A 16,704-nucleotide genomic window follows, 5' to 3' on the forward strand; every position below is an offset into this window, starting at 1 on the left:
CCCAGAGCTTTCGCAGCTCCTCCTGCAACAGCGCACCGACGATCTCCGCAAATTAATCTCATGTTGTAAAAGGTCATTTTGCCCTGCTTCTCACTCTTGATGGTCCTCGCAATAAGTGATTCTTACTTCAGCCCTTTGGAAACAGCTGCTCTGAATCAAGAATCACAGTAAACGGTCCATCATTTAAGAGACTTATCTTCATGTCCGCTCCAAAGATGCCGCGCTCCACTTTTATGCCCGGATGCTTCTCTCTGCACAGTTCCATAATATACTCGTACAGCCGCTCCGCGTGCTCCGGCTTTCCTGCCTTTATAAAGGAAGGGCGGTTCCCCTTCCTGCAGTCCGCATAGAGCGTGAACTGAGAGATGAGCAGCAGCTCTCCCCCCACATCGTGCAGGGCGAGGTTCGTCTTTCCCTCGCTGTCCTGAAAAATGCGGAGACCACACATCTTCCGCACCATCTGCTCCGCTGTCTCCTCCGTATCACTGTCGGAGACGCCGATCAGCACCAGAAAGCCCGGGCCGATCGCCCCCGTTACCTCGCCATCCACTGTGCATGCCGCGTGCGTCACGCGCTGAATTACAAATCTCATAAAAGTCTCATGACCTCCTCCTTTAATTCCTCCCGCCTGTCCTTTAAGAGCAGGATGCGATTATAGCGGTAATACGCCTCATTTCCCGTCTCCTGCACGAAACGCAGACTGTAATAACCTGCATCTAGCTCAGAGAGAAAGAGCACCAGCTCCTGCTGCTCCCCGAAGGTCTCCGCAAGAAAACGAAACACATTCGTGAGATGGCGGTCTGTCTCCTGCTCCCGCGCCCGGCGCTCCTCCTCCGAGATGGCAAAGCGCTGCTTTAAAAAGCTATAGTCCGCTCTCCTCTCCCGCAGCATCTCCCCGCAAAGCTCCTGAAGCCGCAGAAGGAGTCCCCGCTCCCGCTGCGCCTCCTCTCTCCCCAGAAGCTGCGCCTCCTCACGCTCTTTCAGCTGCGCTCTCTGCGCGCGCAGGGTTGCCTCGAGCCAGTCCTTCAGATAAATGCACTGCCCGCGAAGCTCCGGAGCTGTGCTCCCGGCTTTCCGCTCCGCATTGCTCCCCTCTCTCAGCTCGCCCCGCGAGAGCATGTCCCGCACCGTCTTCAGTATCTCAAAGAGCTCCCTCTGCACCGAGAGCTCCAGCGCCCAGCGCTGAAATTCCTGTCCGAGCGCAGACACCAGAAGACCGATGAGACTCAGCTTCTCGTCAAAGGGGGCCTCCTTCAGCTGCCCTGTGTTCTCCGGGCGCTCCCCGCGAAGGAGCTCCGGAATACGGTATTGCGTCCGGTACTTCCGGTAGAGCTCATAGTAGATAGAGAAATCCTCCGCGATCTCCGGGTCCTGCAAAAATGAGGCGGCAAATTCGCGCTCCACGGAGAGCCCCAGACGCTCATACACCTTCAGACTGTCCGAGAGATCCTCCCAGCCGCGCGCCGTCACAAAACGCGTTCCGCCCGCCGCAGCGCGGACAGAGTAGAAGCGGTCCTTCTTAATCTCCAGATAGCTCAGCACCGCGCCGTGAATGCCCTGCCGCAGCGCATACTTTTTCCATACGGGGAAATCCTCCCTGACATCAAGCCGGCGCACACGATCCAGCGTCACGATATCGAAGTCCCGCACAGATTTATTGTACTCGGGGGGATTGCCCGCCGTGACGATCACATAGCCTGCGGGCACCTCGTGCGTGCCGAAGCGCTTGTACTGCAAAAATTGCAGCATGGTCGGCGCAAGTGTCTCCGAGACACAGTTGATCTCATCAAGAAACAATATGCCCTCCGCAATTTTAGAGCGCTCTATCTGCTCATAGACCGAGGCTACGATCTCGCTCATGGTGTACTCCGTCACGGAGCAGCGCTTTCCGCCATAGCGCTTCTCGCTGACCACCGGAAGTCCGATGGCGCTCTGACGCGTGTGGTGTGTGATCGTGTAGGAGACGAGGCTGATGCCGAGCTCCTCCGCGATCTGTCTCATCACAGCGGTCTTTCCGATGCCCGGAGCCCCCATCAGCAGCACGGGGCGCTGACGCTCCCGCGGGATAAGATAGCTTCCGTCCTCATCCTTTGCGAGATAGGCGCGCACTGTCCGGATGATTTCTTCCTTTGCTTCCTGTATATTCATGTCTTTATCTCCATTTCTCCCTCTGCGCAGCGCTTCTGTCTCACGCGGGACTGCCCGCTGCTCCGCCAGAATCTTCTCCGCCGCATCTACAGATAGAGCCGCAGCGCCCAGTTCGGAACCTTCTCGTCCGCAAAATCCTGATCCCTTCGGAATACAAAAGCAGTCTCATAATCCGTGGGCCTCTCCGGAAAGCGCCCGAAGCCGTCTGTAAAGTAGATGAGTCCCTTCAGAGAACGCAGCTCACCGCGCTCCCTAAGCCGCTCCACATGCCGGAAGACCGGGCGAAAATCCGTTCCCCCGCCGCCGTGCACGGTATACTGTCCCGCATAGCGCGAGAGCTCCGGGAGCTCTGTGAGTGCCGTGTCCGTCCGCACGCGCTCATCACACTCCAGAATACGTATCCTGAGCTTATGAAAGAAGCTCTCCCGCTCTGAGAGTATTGCCGCCGTCTCGTTCAGAAATTCCTGCACCAGCACCGCCTGACAGGAGGCCGAGGTGTCGATCGCGATCACCAGCTCCTCCACCCTTCTCTGCTCACTGTACTCATTTTCCTCAATGAGCGGCATATTCCCGTAGCGCTCCATCCCATAGTGATAAAAACCGTAGTCAAAAGAATCCGGATCGATCTCCGCGACCTCCCGGAGCACTGCGAAGCGCTCCAGAAATTCGCGATAGAGCGGACGCTCCTTCAGCTCCAGACGCAGGATGTATTCAAGCGCCTCTCCGCCGCTGCCAGCCTCCTTTCCGAAGGTCTCCAGCTCCGTCCGCACGCGCTTTGCCCGCCGCCTCCAGTCCTCCGCCGAGGCGCGAGGAGGCAGAGAGGCGGAGCGCGGCGCCGGGGGCTTCTTCTGTCCCTCCCTGTCCCAGAAGCTGTGATCACAGCGATGAAACTCCCGCATGAGCCTCTCTCGCTGTTCCTCTGTCAGCGGCTCCCGCTCGAAGTACGCATAGATTTTCTCCGCGCTCAGCAGACCGCAGCGCTCTTTCAGCCGACAGTACCACTCCTCCCTGAGCTCCGAGGGCAGACGCTGCACGGCCTCGCTCCGTATCGTGTCCAGCACCGACTCCGCTGCGATATCCGAGGACAGATCCCAGAGCGCTGCATCGCTGTGCGCTGCAGCGGCATAGAGCTGACGAAAGAGACAGTGAAAAAGCATATGCAGATAGCAGCGCCGGAGAGACAGCGGATGCTCGATGAATTCCGTCATGAGGTAGTGCGGATGAAACAGAAGCTCGCTCCCGTCTGTTCCAACAGAGCGCGTCCTGAGATCCATGCGGCAGGGCAGCGCATCCAATACCGGCACCATAAAGGGCAGGGCGAGGCAGAGCTCTGTCCGCGTCTGCGCGAGAATCTTCTGCCCCATCCTGTCGAGCTCTTCCCTGTTTCCCATACCGTCTCTCCTTCTGCTGATTCAGGCTGATCCATCTCTGTCCGCCGGCTTCTCTTCCTCACTCAGCCCTTATTCCTGCAATCATCTCCACTGTCTCTCAGACGACACCGTCCCCTGCTGTCCCATCTCCGCCTGCACTGAAGATCAGCGCCACTGATGGCCGGACAGACACTCTGCTTAATCTACGCAGTGCTCAGAGCTCATCCAGAGAGAAGCGTGTGCCTTTCCCCGCGGAGCTCCGGCCGCGTCCGTACTCCATGAGCAGTCCGCAGAGCTCCGGCTGTCTCTCCTCCGCCGCGGTGCGAAGCCCTGCCGCTGCCGCCGCTGAGGACAATAGCTCCCGCTCTGCAAGCAGGCGGAGCCGTGCTACATCCCGACTGTGAATGAGCTCCGGAACCAGCTCCTCCGCATGATCCCGGAGATGGCTCTGATACTGCGCCTCCGCCTCTCCCGAGAGCTGATACGGATACTGAAGCCTAGAAAACGCGATCTCCACCGCCGGGGCGCACTCTCCGAGCGCGCCTCTCCCGTCCGCGACTGCCCGCGGAAAGAGCCTGTCATAGCCCCGGAAATCGATCCGTCTCCGGGTGACCGTCTCACGATAGCTGTAGCCGCAGCCCTCGATGCGCGGATGTATGGCACGCGCCATGGTATCCTCGTCAAAATCATTCACGAAGGCCGGGAAAAAGAGGCGCGACATACCATCCGGAAACCACAGCTCTGCGCTGATCGCCTGATCCAGATCTGAGAGTATATCCTTAAAACCGGCAAAGCTCCCCTGTTTCACCCGAAGCACAAGAAGGGAGAGCGCTCCGCAGCCGCGAAACGCTCCCGAGCCGATCTCTGTCGTGTAATCTGTAAGTTCCAGTCGCTCAAGCCGCGCACAGTCATAAAAGGCAAATTCTCCGATCTCCGCGACGCTTCCCGGAATCCTGAGCTCCTCTGCCCCGCATCGCCCGGCAAATGCGTTCCGAGCGATGCTCCGCACCGGAAGTCCTCCGACCCTCTCCGGGATACTAAGAATCCGGAAATCTCCCTCCGCTCCGATCAACACTGCACCGCGCGCTTCACCTGCGCCCTCTGTCTCATAACAAAAATTCATTTTTTCTCTCCCCGGCAGCTCCGATGCCGGAGAGCTCCCGCACCACTTCGCCCGCAATGAGGAGCCCCGCTGCTGCCGGAACGAAGGCAGTACTCCCCGGTACCGCCCGGCGCGCCGTGCCGCCTCCATCATCCGCACAATTGCTGTTCTCAGAGTATGCCTCTGCCCGCGGCCTTAATGGCTCCTCCCTCGAGTAAACCACCTTAAGACGCCTCACTCCCCGTTTCTTCAGCTCCCTGCGCATCACGCGCGCAAGCGGACAGACCGAGGTATCATAAATATCCGCAATCTCCAGTGCTGACGCCCGAAGCTTGTTGCCCGTGCCCATCGAGCTGATGATGCGCGTCCCCGCCGCTTCCGCCTGCATCACCAGCTGAAGCTTCCCTGTGACTGTATCAATCGCATCCACCACATAATCATACTGTGTGAAATCAAACTGCTCCGCCGTCTCCGGGAGATAGAAGCAGCGGAAGATGTTGACCTGAGCCTCCGGGTTGATGTCCAGCACGCGCTCCCGCGCGACCTCCACCTTATAGCGCCCGAGCGCACTGTGCGTCGCGATGATCTGACGGTTCAGATTTGAGAGACTCACCCTGTCATTGTCGATGAGATCCAGAGTCCCTATGCCGCTTCTTGACAGCGCCTCCACGACGTAGCTGCCGACGCCGCCGATACCGAACACCGCGACGTGCGAGGCATGAAGCCGCTCCACACCCTCCCGGCCGAGGAGCAGCTCTGTTCTTAAAAATTGATCTGACATTGTTTTTCTCCTGTTCGCTCCATGGTACAGAGATTTTTCCGGGCTGTCAATCCGAGTAAAAAGCTTTTCTTTTTCTGCCGCGGAGGATGGGCGAGGGGGCAAAAATATGCTATACTGATTTGGGAATAATCACCAAAATCTCCAGAAATTTCGGGAAGGTATTATGCAGAATATTGAGACAGATTCAACGACACTCCCCTTTATCCGGGAGCGGCTGAAGCTTCACAGTACGCAGCTTTACCCGGACGACTGCCGCGCCGCGGTGCTGCTTCCTCTTCTTATAAAAAAGGGAGAACTGCATCTCCTCTTTGAGCAGCGGGCGCTGAGCTTAAAGACCCAGCCCGGCGACATCTGCTATCCCGGCGGCGCAATCGAGCTTGGTGAGCGCGCAGAGGCGGCCGCCGTGCGGGAGATGATGGAGGAGCTTCTCGTAAAGCGGGAACAGATTCAGCTGCTCGGCGAGATAGGCCGCATCCCCGGCCCTACCGGCCGTCCGGTTCACGCCTTTGCGGCGCTTCTCACCGACTACGACGGGTGCAGCTCCCCCGATGAGGTGGATCACGTCTTCACTCTGCCGCTCCGCTGGTTTGCAGAGCATCCGCCGCTCCTCTACCGCGGCGTACAGAGCTGCGCCCCCGGGGACGATTTCCCCTTTGAGCTGATTCCGGGCGGGCGTAGCTACCCCTTCGCAGAGCGACACTACACCATACCGCTCTATCTCGGAACCAGCCCGCTGATCTGGGGCATGACTGCCCGCATCACAAGCGCCTTTTGTGATATCCTGAGAGGCGATGCTTCTGTATCTCCTAAAAAGACAACCCCGGCGGAGGTGCCCCATGAAAAAAACTAAAACCTTCCTCCTGCTTGCCGCAGCCTGCACCGCAGCGCTTCTGCTCGCCTCCTGTGGCGGTGCTCCCGCGTCAGAGACAGCCCCGTCCACCGGGAGCAGCACCGCGGAGAGCACTGCGGCAGAAATCTCAGTTGAAGCGCCGACAGAAGTCCCGGAGACTGAGGCAGCTCCGGATATCCCACCGGAGCCGGGTCTCGTCCGAAGCGCGCTGACATACGCGTGGATTCCGGAGGCCGAGGCGGAGAAGCGTCCCATTGCAGTCATGTTCCCGATTGACCGAAAGGCTCAGCCCCAGTACGGCATCAGCCGCGCTGAGATCTTCTATGAGATCATGGAGGAGGGAAGCATGAGCCGCCAGATGGGCATACTCCAGAATTGGGAGGATCTGGCGCGCATCGGCAATATCCGCTCCATCCGCGACTACTTTATCTATGCGGCGCTTGAATGGGATTCCATCATAGTCCACTTCGGAGGACCGGAGATTTTTGTAAAGCCTCTGCTGACCCGCTCCGATGTGGAGAATATCAACGGTGTCGGCGGCGCCATGGGAAGCAGCTACAACGCCTTCTTCCGCATTCCGAAGAACAGCCGCTCCGAGCACACGGCCTACACCGACTGCGAAAGACTTCAGGCTGCCATAGAGAAGGCGGGCTTCTCCCGCACACACCGCCAAGACTGCTGGAAGAAAGAACACTGGAAGTTCACTCCCACGGAACGTCCCTACAGCTTTGAGGATCACCCGGAGGCGGCCCCCGCGGCAGAGATCGACCTAAAGAGCTGCTATCCCGTGACCAGGCCTGCGATGCACTATGACCCGGAGACGCGGCTCTACTACCGCTCCATCTACGGAAAACCGCAGGTCGACGCCGCGACAGGCGAGCAGCTTGCCTTCTCGAATATACTCGTGCAGAGCGCCGTGTTCGGAAGACATCCAAACACGGAGTATCTCTATTTCCACATGCTCGACTCCGTACAGGACGGCTGGTACATGACGGCGGGGAAGATACTCCACGTCCACTGGATCAGGAATTCAGACTATGAGCCGACGAAATTTTACGATGACAACGGAGAGGAGATCACTCTGAACAGCGGAAAAACCATGGTCTTTGTCACGCGGGAGGGCGTGGACAGCTTCATCGCGGACGATGTCGTCTATGGCGTGTGAGCGCTGTGTATTTCCTGAAGGAATTTCCTGTATGACGAAAGAGGATCCCCGATCTGACTCAGAGATCCTCTTTTGCATCGCAACGGGGAAGGAGCGGCCTGTCTGCACAGCTGCTCCTTCCCCCTTCCGATTTTATTCGTACCGCAGCGCAACAATCGGGTCCTCCTGCGCCGCCTTCTTCGCAGGATAAATTCCGAAGAAGACACCCACCGTCGCTGAAAACGCAACTGCGAGCACAATGACAGAGGGCTTCACCACAACAGCCACTCTGAAAATCGCCCCTCCAAGTCCCACGAGCAGCATGGACAGCAGTATTCCTATAATTCCTCCCATGGCGGAGAGCAGCGCGGACTCCGTAAGAAACTGAATCAGTATATCTCTGGTACTGGCTCCCAGCGCCTTTCGTATCCCGATCTCTCTGGTGCGCTCCGTCACAGACACCAGCATGATATTCATAATGCCGATCCCCCCCACCAGGAGGGAGATCGCTGCGATCCCGCCGACTGCCGCGGCGATTCCGGCCATGACGCCATCCACCTGCTTCATCTGCGTCTGCACGGTCTGAATGTTCCAGTCCTCCGGTCTCCGGTTCTTCGTGCGGGAAACAAACGCCTTCAGCTCATTGGTGTACTCTAAAATCTCCTCCTCGCTCGCATCCAGCTTCCAAAAATAGCGCATATAATAGCTTGTATCATCCGCTCCCCGCATTAAGGTCTCCGGAATATACGCCTCGCCGCTGTCGTCGTTATTGCCGGACAAGAGCTTCTGAAACGGGCTCACCTCCTGCCGGTAGACTCCGACCACCCGGAACTCTCTGATCTCCCGGCCGAGCTCGGAGCGAAATGTCTGTCCGACAGCGTGCTCGCTTCCGAACAGCTTCCGGGCAGTCTCGACGTTCACCACGGCATTTTCCCTGCGCTCACGGAGATCCGCCTCATTCAGATAGCGTCCCTCCAGCAGAATGGCAGGCTGAACCTCCCAGTACTTCTCCTTCACGCCGAAAAAGTTCAGCTTTAATTTTTTTCGATTGTTTCTTGCCTCTCCCCGCTCTGAAGCGTAGCTGTCGGTGTAAACCATCCGGTCGCTGAAAAGCTCCTGAATTCTTTCCATCTCTTCCATAGAGAAGTAGTCCGTATCGCGGTACTCACTGTCATCAAGCCAGTAGCCGATACTGATCGCCCCCTGCGTGACACCGACATTTTTTGCAATATCTGCAAACATCTTCCGCATCGTATCCCCGATAGACACGATGGAAATCACGGAGCCTATGCCGATGATGATTCCGAGCATCGTGAGGGCAGAGCGCATTTTATTGGCGCGCAGCGAGGTCAGCGCCATCTTCATATTCTCAACCAGCATCGTCTACCTCTCTTCTTCGATACAGTCCCTCAAACAGGCTGCTGTCTCTGACCTCAGTCGGATGCGGATTCTCAAGGTCAGAGACGAGCTTTCCGTCTGAAAAGCGCAGAATGCGCCGCGTGTATGCCGCGATATTCTCCTCGTGTGTCACAACCACCACCGTCGCCCCGGCCCTGTGAAGCTCTGCAAAGAGCTCCATGATCTCCACAGAGCTCGCCGTGTCCAGATTGCCTGTCGGCTCATCCGCAAGTATCAGCGGAGGCTCATTTGCGAGGGCCCTGGCGATCGCCACGCGCTGCCGCTGTCCGCCCGAGAGCTCATGCGGCTGATGATGGACCCGCTCTCCGAGCCCCACCTTGCAAAGGAGCATTGCCGCCCGCTCCCTGCGCGCTCCCTGCGACTGCTCATGCGCATAAATCATGGGAATCTCTACATTTTTCAGTGCGCTCATGCGACTGATGAGATTGAAGCTCTGGAAGACAAAGCCTATCTTTTTATTTCTCACCAGATTCAGCTTTTCCGGAGGCATCTCTGCGACATCCTCTCCGTCAAGATAGTAGTGCCCCAGCGTCGGGCGATCGAGACAGCCCAGAATATTCATCAAGGTGGACTTGCCGGAGCCGGACTGTCCCATGATGGCGACAAATTCTCCCCTCTGTATTCTGAGATTGACCTTATTCAGTCCCAGCACCCGGAACGCCCCTGTATCATAGATCTTGACAAGATTTTTCAGTTCAATCAGCGGCATTCCCATCACTTTGCACCCGCAGCTGCATCAGAGGCCGTCATCTTCAGCAGGCTCTCTCTGACCGCCACTCCCTCTGCAATCTCTTCTCCGGGTGTCAAAATAAAGTGTCGTCCCTCCGCAAAATGCGGGTCCGCGGCATCCAGCGGCGAGACCTCCACCGCAATGTCGCTCTCCACCCCTGTCCTGACAGGGCTCAGGAACACTGTCCCGCCCTCGACAAAAGCCAGCGCACTTCCTCCCTCCGGGGTCTGAACAAGCGCGGAGAGCGGCACGACAAACACATCCTTCGCCTCATCGAGGAGTATCTCTGCCCTCGCGGTAATGCCGGAGATCAGTCCCGACTCTCTGCTGTCCACCCTGATTTTTGTCGGAATGACACGCTCAGTAGAGCCGTTCCCCTTCATCTCTCCGGTAGGCGAAATCGACAAAACCTCCCCCTCTGCCTGCCTATCTCCCATGATACTGGCAGAAATCATCGCCTTCTGTCCCACGCTGACCTTTCCTATGGAATACTCAGATATCCGTATTTCCAGCTCCAGCTCATCCAGATTTTCAATTGTGAACAGCGGCTTGTGCTCCTCCAGTCTGTCAACAAACTGCCCCGGCTTTGTATTAACCCTCGTGACCGTCCCCGCAATCGGAGAGAGCACTGTGGTCTCTGCCAGTCTGTCCTGTGCCTTCTCCAGCTCCTTCTCCGCAATTTGAATCTGAATACTATAGGAATCGTTGATCTGTACCTTTCCCTTCTTCACAGTGAAGGTCTGCATCGTGGCCCTTGCATTCTGAAGCGCCGCTTCTGCCGCCTCCAGCTCTGCCGCGGAAACCGCGCCTGTCTGAAACAGCGCAAGCTTTCTTGCGTGCTCTGTCTCAGCACTCTGGAGTGCCTGCTGTGCTTTTGCATAATCGGCGCCTGTATTCTTTGCGGCCTCCGCCTGATTCGCCTTCGCGAGAGCGAGCTGATGCTCCGCAAGCTCCAGAGCCTGCTCTGCACTCCGCGAATTCAGGTATGCGAGTACCTGTCCCTTCTCGACATGATCCCCCTCACGCACCAGAATATCGCGCACCTCCGCATGAATGTCCGACATAACATCCGCAGAATTGGTGCCGCTCACCGGTCCGCTCACCTTCAGCTTCTCCTGAACCTCTCCTCTCGTAAGCTCTGCCGTCGAAACGGCAAGGCCGCCTCCGCCCTTTCCCGAAAGCATGCGCATCACCAGTGAAAGGATAAACAGCACTGCGATCACAGCCACCGCCAGCAGCAGGCTCTTCCCTCTGAACTTCCTTTTTTTCCCTATCTTCTCCGCCGTGTGCTCCCCGCCCTGCATCAGTTTCTGAATTTCTGCATCTATGATTTGCTCTTCATTCTGCTCCATATCCAGTTCGCCCACACTCCTTTACATTCCTTCCATAAAAGCTGCACGGATTCTATCAGTTTTCCGTCTGATTGTGTCAATTTTACACCAAACTGCGTATTCTATGCAAGTTATAAGACATAGAGAAGAGGATCTCCGAACAAAATCAGAGATCCTCTTCCTGCTTTCTACTCAGATATAATAGAATTCGTTTTTCTTCAGCGGCTTTGCAAAATTCTGCTCCAGCATTGCGACATGAGAGAGGAAGGCCACATCGTCAAAATATTTTGCTCCCGCACTGCATCCGCGGACGCAGGCCTGACACTTGATACAGATGCCCGGAACGTTTGCGACATCCTCCGGATCGATCGAAGCCACGGGACAGAGCCTCACGCAGTCGCCGCAGTTTGTACACTTCTCCATATCCGTGAGCGGCTTTGCCTTCAGAAACTTTGCGGGCTGTCCGTCCGTTCCCCTCGGTATGTAGTAGGGCGCAGCCGCATCTCCCGGAACATCCAGCGCTCTGTCCGCATGCCCTGCATGCAGCTCCTCTGCCAGAGCTCCGACTCTCTCTGCAAATTTTGCCGCATCCCGCATATCCTCTGCATCCGGTCTTCCACCCGCAAGCAGATCTGTAAAGGCATGGCGGCAGGCAAAGGCTGCTCCCGCCACCGGGACAAAGCCACCCGCCCGAAGTGTCTCCGTGAGCTCCGCAAGAGAATTGTCATAGCTTCGGTTTCCATAGGTCACGACCGCCGCGGCGAGAGCCCCATGTCCCGCAAGCTTCGTCTGAAAGTCAGGTAGTATCTTGTTTGGGAGCTTCCCGGCATAGGTCGGCGAGCCGACCACCACAAAATCACCTGTGCCAAAGCTCTGCACATCCTCCCGCGCTTTCTGCAATGTAAAATCATACACCTCCATGGGACAGGCAAGCCTATGTGCGAGCTCCTGCCCAATCCGCTTCACCACCGAAGCTGTGTTGCCGGTCGCACTCCAGTAGAGCGCGACAACACACTGTATCTTCATCACTCTTCCTCCTCTCCGGAGATTGCATCACGGCACTCCAGACTGTATACTTAGTACAAATTTACCATAGGAACAAGGGAGAGACAAGCCATGTGGTTTGAAGAAAGTGTATTCTACCAGATCTACCCGCTGACGCTCTGCGGCGCTCCCGCGGATCATGAACTCCTGCCCGCTGCTGCCCCGGGCGCGCTGCCTCCGGACGGCGTCCCCGCCCCCGCACACTGCATCCTGCGCCTCACGGACTTTGCCCCTTATCTCAGGACGCTCGGCATACGCTCAGTCTACTTAAATCCGCTCATGGAGAGCGATACGCACGGCTACGACACCCGCGACTACCGGCTGCCGGACCGCCGTCTCGGGAGCGCAGAGGATGTAAAAGCTGTCGTCGCAGCCTTTCATGAAAACGGCATACGCGTGGTGTTCGACGGCGTGTTCAACCACGCGGGGCGCGGCTTCTTCGCCTTTCAGGATGTAAAGCGCTACGGCCGGGAGAGCCGCTACCGCGACTGGTTTCACCTCGATTTCAACGGCGACTCCCCCTATGGCGACGGCTTCTGGTACGAGGGCTGGGAGGGACATTACGAGTTGGTGCGCCTTAAGCTTGAAAACCCGGAGCTGCAGCAGTATCTGCTTGAGAGCGTGCGCCTCTGGTTCCATGAATTTGATATTGACGGGCTGCGCCTCGACGTCGCCTACCTCCTGCCGCTGTGGTTCATCTCCATGCTGAAACAAGAGATGCGCGCGCTGAAGCCGGACGCCTTTCTTCTCGCGGAGATACTCGGGGACAACGCCGGGCGCTTCTACAGCGAGGGACAGGCAGATGCAATCACGGACTACCCCGGCTACAAGGCGCTCTGGTCCTCCTTCAATTCTCTGAATCTCTTTGAGCTCGCACACACGGTGCGTCGAAACTACCTGGAGATGTACCGCGGACAGCGTCTCTTTTCATTTGCGGACAATCACGACGTGGAGCGCATCGCATCCAGGCTCACTGATCCGGAGAAGCTGCCGCTGATCTATGCACTGCTCCTGACTCTTCCCGGCATTCCCTGCATCTACTACGGCAGCGAGTGGGGCACGGAGGGCCGGAAGGAGGCAGGAAGCGACGCCTCTCTGCGTCCCGCCTTTGCTGCGCCGCAGCCAAACGCACTGACAGAGCAGATTTCCGCGCTGATCCACCTTCGGAACGACACGCCGGAGCTCTCCTCCGGAAGCTACCGGGAGCTTCTGCTGACAAACCGCAGCTTTGCTTTTGCAAGGGAATACGAGGGTAATGTCAGCACCGTCGCAGTGAATCTCGACAGTGAGACGGCAGAGCTCCACCTCCCGGACGGGCGCACGCTCACTCTGCCGCCGAAGCGCGCGGCAATCAGCCGGAGAGACGATACATTTCGACTGCTCTGATTCATACCGCGCTTCGTCTGCATTTTCCGCACCCTGTCCTTGACTTTACTGCTGCCCCGGCTTATAATGGCGCCAATAAAGGGGAGTAGCTGGCAGTGCATCTGCACAGGCAACCGGATCCGACATACCCGATGAGCACCGCTCATCCGAGTCCGGTTTAGGAAAATGACCGACAGCGAGACTTTTATCAGGCTCAATCGCCATGATAAGAGTCCCGCTGTTTTTCATTCCCTGACTTTCTAAATTTAAAGGAGACAGTATATGAGCTTTTTACTGGAAGGACTGCTGTCCGTGACCTGGCAGCAGCTTGTGATGTATCTGGTCGGAATCGCGCTGATCTGGCTCGCCGTTGAGAAGGAATACGAGCCCTCGCTGCTGCTTCCCATGGGCTTTGGCGCCATCCTCGTCAATCTGCCGCTCTCCGGTGTTCTGGATCAGCTCGTGCAGGGAAAGGTTCCGGCTGCCGGCATCATCGAGTGGCTGTACAAGGTCGGCATCGAGTCCTCCGAGATGATGCCCCTGCTGCTCTTTATCGGCATCGGTGCGATGATTGATTTCGGTCCGCTCCTCTCACAGCCCTTTTATTTTCTCTTCGGAGCGGCGGCACAGTTCGGCATCTTTGCGGCCATCCTCATTGCCTGTCTCATGGGCTTTGACTTAAAGGACGCGGCCTCCATCGGTATCATCGGCGCGGCGGACGGCCCCACCTCCATACTGGTATCGCAGGTGCTGGGCTCCAACTACATCGGACCGATCGCAGTCGCAGCCTACTCCTATATGGCTCTGGTCCCGATCATCCAGCCCTTTGCAATCAAGCTGGTGACAACCGAGAAGGAACGCCGCATTCATATGAGCTACAACCCGAAAAGCATTTCCCGCACTACGCGCATTGCCTTTCCGATCGCCGTGACGATCATCGTGGGCTTTGTGTCACCGCAGTCTGTGGCGCTGGTCGGCTTTCTGATGTTCGGAAATCTGCTCCGGGAATGCGGTGTTCTGAACAGTCTCAGCAAGACCGCGCAGGATGATCTCGTCAATCTCATCACCCTGCTCCTCGGCCTCACGATCTCCTTCAGCATGCGCGCCGAGCAGTTCGTAAATCCGCAGACCATCATGATCATGGCACTGGGACTGGTCGCCTTCATCTTTGACACCGTGGCCGGCGTGCTCTTTGCAAAGCTGGTCAATGTCGTGCTTCGGATCTTCAGAAGGCCCCCCGTGAATCCGATGATCGGCGGCTGCGGCATCTCCGCCTTCCCCATGTCCTCACGCGTTGTGCAGCGTCTCGCGACGGAGGCTGAGAAGGGCAATATCATACTCATGCAGGCGGCTGGCACCAATGTCGCGGGTCAGGTCGCTTCCGTTATTGCGGGTGGGCTGGTAATCAGCATCGTCTCTCAGTACCTGTAAGGCTCTGCACATTTCCAAAGGAGGAAAGCTATGAATACACCCCAGATTGCCCTGGAAATCATGGCAAAGGGCATGGGCGGCATCTTCGCCGCCGCGATTATCATCATGTTTGCAATTATGATTCTCCAGAAAATCACAGCAAAGAAATGAGTCCCTGAAGATAGAAAACAGCCCCCGGATGAGACTCCTGAAACGGAGCACTCCGGGGGCTGACTATTGTTTTTCAGGGAAGCGCGGTTCTGCTCTGCCTTTCAACGACCATTCCGTTTAAAAAATGCGGGCACCATTTATAATCACAGCATCACCGCCGCGAGCTCTTTGTAGGACCACTCTATATGTGCCCTCAGCAGCTCTCTTGCCTCATCCAGATTCCTCTCCTCAATTTTCTGCAGGATGCCCAGATGCTGCCCGGCGCTCTCCTCAAAGGTATCCGTCAGGCTGTAGGCCACAGCCTGATATCTCCGAATCTGAGCTGCCAGTACGCGAACCAGATTTTTGATATAATTATTGTTGCTCTTATCTACAATCAGCTGATGAAATCTGGCATCTATCTCTGCAATTCTCTGATCAGAAATCCCCCCGGCTCTCCTGTAAGCTTCCAGCTCTCTCTGGAAATCTCCGCGGAGCTCTGCAATTTCAGCCGGCCTGATATTATGGATAGAGGTCTTTAAAGCCAGCAGCTCCATGCTGATGCGCACATCATAAATATCTCTCAGATCCGAGAGGGACAGCCCTACGACCACAGTTCCGATTCCATCCAGACAGCGCACATAGTTTTCGCTCTCCAGCTGTGTCAATGCCTTTTTGACCGGTGTTCTGCTCATACCCAAAGCGCGACCTATATTATTCTCTGTGATGACATCACCTTCCCGAATGACCCCCGATATGATTTGCTCCTTTAAATACCGGTAGGCGACTTCCGATAATGTCTCTTTTTCAGTTCTTATTAGATCGCTCCTCATATGCTGCTCCCCTTACCGTAGTCTTATAATTCTTTTATCTCAGTTTACAAGATCTCTCGGTTTTTTTCCATCCAGCATGGCAAAAAGATTTTGTAGCGCATATTCCTTCAGCGCGCGGAAGGACTCCACGGAGATGTAGGATACATGCGGCGTCACATAGATACCGGGCGTATTCAGAATCGCCTCATCCCCTCTGGGAGGCTCGTTTTTGATCACGTCAAGGACCGCGCCTTCAATCTCGCGCCCCTTTACTGCCTCTATGAGCTCCCGCTCATTCACCACCCGACCGCGCGAGGTGTTGATCAGCCATGCGGTATTTTTCATCATTTCAAACTCATGCTTCCCGATTCTGTCCTCATTTTCAACACAACCCTTCAGATTAATGCTGACATAGTCTGCGCACCGGAAGCCCTCCTCCCAGCTCAGCTTCTCCACATTCAATGCCTTCATCTCTGCCGCTGAGACATATTCATCATATGCAGCGACACGCATGCCGAGCTGATTGGCTCTCTCTGCTACAGCCTTTCCAATGACTCCCAGTCCTACAATGAGCAAGGTCTCTTTTCTGAGCCTGTGCCGGTTCTCGGCTGCCGCCATGGCTCCCCAGCAACCGTTTCTCACATTTTCCACAGCACAGCTGCTGTAGGCCGCGATCCGCTTGTTCACAAAAAACATTGCCGCGAGCACGTAATCGGCCAGATCCTCCGCACAGTATCCGCTGATATTTGTGACGCTGATGCCTCTGGCTCTCGCTGCCTCTGTGTCAATGCGGTCATAGCCGCCGCCATAGACAGCGATTCCCTTACAGCGCTCCAGCCGCCCCATGACGGATGCCGGAATATTGGCGTAGACCTGAGCCAGGATGCCATCTGCCCGATATCCGAATGCCTCAAGATCCTTTTCATAATTGTAGCCTGAAGTACGTATTTCAACTCCCGGATACTTTTTCTGCAGCTCCTCCATCTCCAGGTCATAGTCCTTCCATTCCTCATCAATAATCCAGATAAGCATACGACACCTCCTCTTA

Annotated in this window: 15 protein-coding genes; 4 read left to right on the forward strand and 11 right to left on the reverse strand. The window is 56.6% G+C overall.

Annotated elements, in window-relative coordinates; genetic code table 11:
• Positions 1-127: 127 nt before the first annotated feature.
• The 5 genes from dtd to J2S20_RS01205 form a co-directional block, all read right to left on the reverse strand.
• On the reverse strand, positions 128-592 hold the full coding sequence (dtd, locus tag J2S20_RS01185) for a D-aminoacyl-tRNA deacylase (protein WP_106612023.1): 465 nt from the start codon (positions 590-592) through the stop codon (positions 128-130).
• The gene (locus J2S20_RS01190; RefSeq protein WP_106612024.1) at positions 589-2,148 is read right to left on the reverse strand and encodes an ATP-binding protein; all 1,560 of its coding nucleotides are present in this window, start codon (positions 2,146-2,148) and stop codon (positions 589-591) included. Before J2S20_RS01190 ends, dtd begins: the two co-directional genes overlap by 4 nt.
• A gap of 86 nt (positions 2,149-2,234) precedes the next feature.
• On the reverse strand, positions 2,235-3,539 hold the full coding sequence (locus J2S20_RS01195) for a vWA domain-containing protein (RefSeq protein ID WP_106612025.1): 1,305 nt from the start codon (positions 3,537-3,539) through the stop codon (positions 2,235-2,237).
• A 193-nt stretch (positions 3,540-3,732) separates the two neighbouring features.
• A complete protein-coding gene (locus J2S20_RS01200) occupies positions 3,733-4,641 on the reverse strand; it encodes a leucine-rich repeat protein (protein ID WP_106612026.1) in 909 nt (302 codons plus the stop codon).
• Positions 4,625-5,401 (reverse strand): tRNA threonylcarbamoyladenosine dehydratase, encoded by a 777-nt coding sequence (locus J2S20_RS01205; RefSeq protein ID WP_307252163.1) that lies wholly within the window; start codon positions 5,399-5,401, stop codon positions 4,625-4,627. The genes J2S20_RS01200 and J2S20_RS01205 overlap by 17 nt, the downstream gene beginning before the upstream one ends.
• Before the next feature lie 163 nt (positions 5,402-5,564).
• On the opposite strand from J2S20_RS01205, the gene J2S20_RS01210 reads away from it, so the two are divergent.
• Both J2S20_RS01210 and J2S20_RS01215 read left to right on the forward strand, forming a co-directional pair.
• Entirely contained in the window at positions 5,565-6,251 is a 687-nt protein-coding gene (locus J2S20_RS01210; protein ID WP_106612028.1) for an NUDIX hydrolase, read from the forward strand.
• Positions 6,238-7,416, forward strand: coding sequence for a DUF3048 domain-containing protein (locus J2S20_RS01215; RefSeq protein WP_170065374.1), 1,179 nt, complete (start codon positions 6,238-6,240; stop codon positions 7,414-7,416). Before J2S20_RS01210 ends, J2S20_RS01215 begins: the two co-directional genes overlap by 14 nt.
• Positions 7,417-7,548: 132 nt before the next feature.
• Here the strand turns inward: J2S20_RS01215 and J2S20_RS01220 are convergent, their stop codons facing one another.
• The 4 genes from J2S20_RS01220 to J2S20_RS01235 form a co-directional block, all read right to left on the reverse strand.
• Positions 7,549-8,775: an ABC transporter permease gene (locus J2S20_RS01220; protein WP_106612030.1), complete on the reverse strand. Its 1,227-nt coding sequence runs from the start codon at positions 8,773-8,775 to the stop codon at positions 7,549-7,551.
• Positions 8,765-9,529 carry an ABC transporter ATP-binding protein gene (locus J2S20_RS01225; protein ID WP_106612031.1) on the reverse strand — a complete coding sequence of 255 codons (765 nt, stop codon included), beginning with the start codon at positions 9,527-9,529 and terminating at the stop codon, positions 8,765-8,767. Before J2S20_RS01225 ends, J2S20_RS01220 begins: the two co-directional genes overlap by 11 nt.
• Positions 9,529-10,896, reverse strand: coding sequence for an efflux RND transporter periplasmic adaptor subunit (locus J2S20_RS01230; protein WP_106612032.1), 1,368 nt, complete (start codon positions 10,894-10,896; stop codon positions 9,529-9,531). The genes J2S20_RS01225 and J2S20_RS01230 overlap by 1 nt, the downstream gene beginning before the upstream one ends.
• Before the next feature lie 171 nt (positions 10,897-11,067).
• A complete protein-coding gene (locus J2S20_RS01235; RefSeq protein ID WP_307252168.1) occupies positions 11,068-11,901 on the reverse strand; it encodes a 4Fe-4S binding protein in 834 nt (277 codons plus the stop codon).
• Between the two features lie 90 nt (positions 11,902-11,991).
• On the opposite strand from J2S20_RS01235, the gene J2S20_RS01240 reads away from it, so the two are divergent.
• Together J2S20_RS01240 and J2S20_RS01245 are read left to right on the forward strand one after the other, a co-directional pair.
• Entirely contained in the window at positions 11,992-13,305 is a 1,314-nt protein-coding gene (locus tag J2S20_RS01240) for an alpha-amylase family glycosyl hydrolase (protein ID WP_307252170.1), read from the forward strand.
• Between the two features lie 261 nt (positions 13,306-13,566).
• Positions 13,567-14,715, forward strand: coding sequence for a sodium ion-translocating decarboxylase subunit beta (locus J2S20_RS01245; protein ID WP_307252172.1), 1,149 nt, complete (start codon positions 13,567-13,569; stop codon positions 14,713-14,715).
• Positions 14,716-15,008: 293 nt separating this feature from the next.
• Here J2S20_RS01245 and J2S20_RS01250 read toward each other — a convergent pair whose 3' ends face one another.
• Together J2S20_RS01250 and J2S20_RS01255 are read right to left on the reverse strand one after the other, a co-directional pair.
• Positions 15,009-15,677: a GntR family transcriptional regulator gene (locus tag J2S20_RS01250; protein WP_106612036.1), complete on the reverse strand. Its 669-nt coding sequence runs from the start codon at positions 15,675-15,677 to the stop codon at positions 15,009-15,011.
• A gap of 39 nt (positions 15,678-15,716) precedes the next feature.
• Positions 15,717-16,688 carry an NAD(P)-dependent oxidoreductase gene (locus tag J2S20_RS01255; RefSeq protein ID WP_307252174.1) on the reverse strand — a complete coding sequence of 324 codons (972 nt, stop codon included), beginning with the start codon at positions 16,686-16,688 and terminating at the stop codon, positions 15,717-15,719.
• Positions 16,689-16,704: the final 16 nt, after the last annotated feature.

It is taken from the genome of Moryella indoligenes (assembly GCF_030812885.1).
In the GTDB taxonomy this organism is placed as follows: domain Bacteria; phylum Bacillota; class Clostridia; order Lachnospirales; family Lachnospiraceae; genus Moryella; species Moryella indoligenes.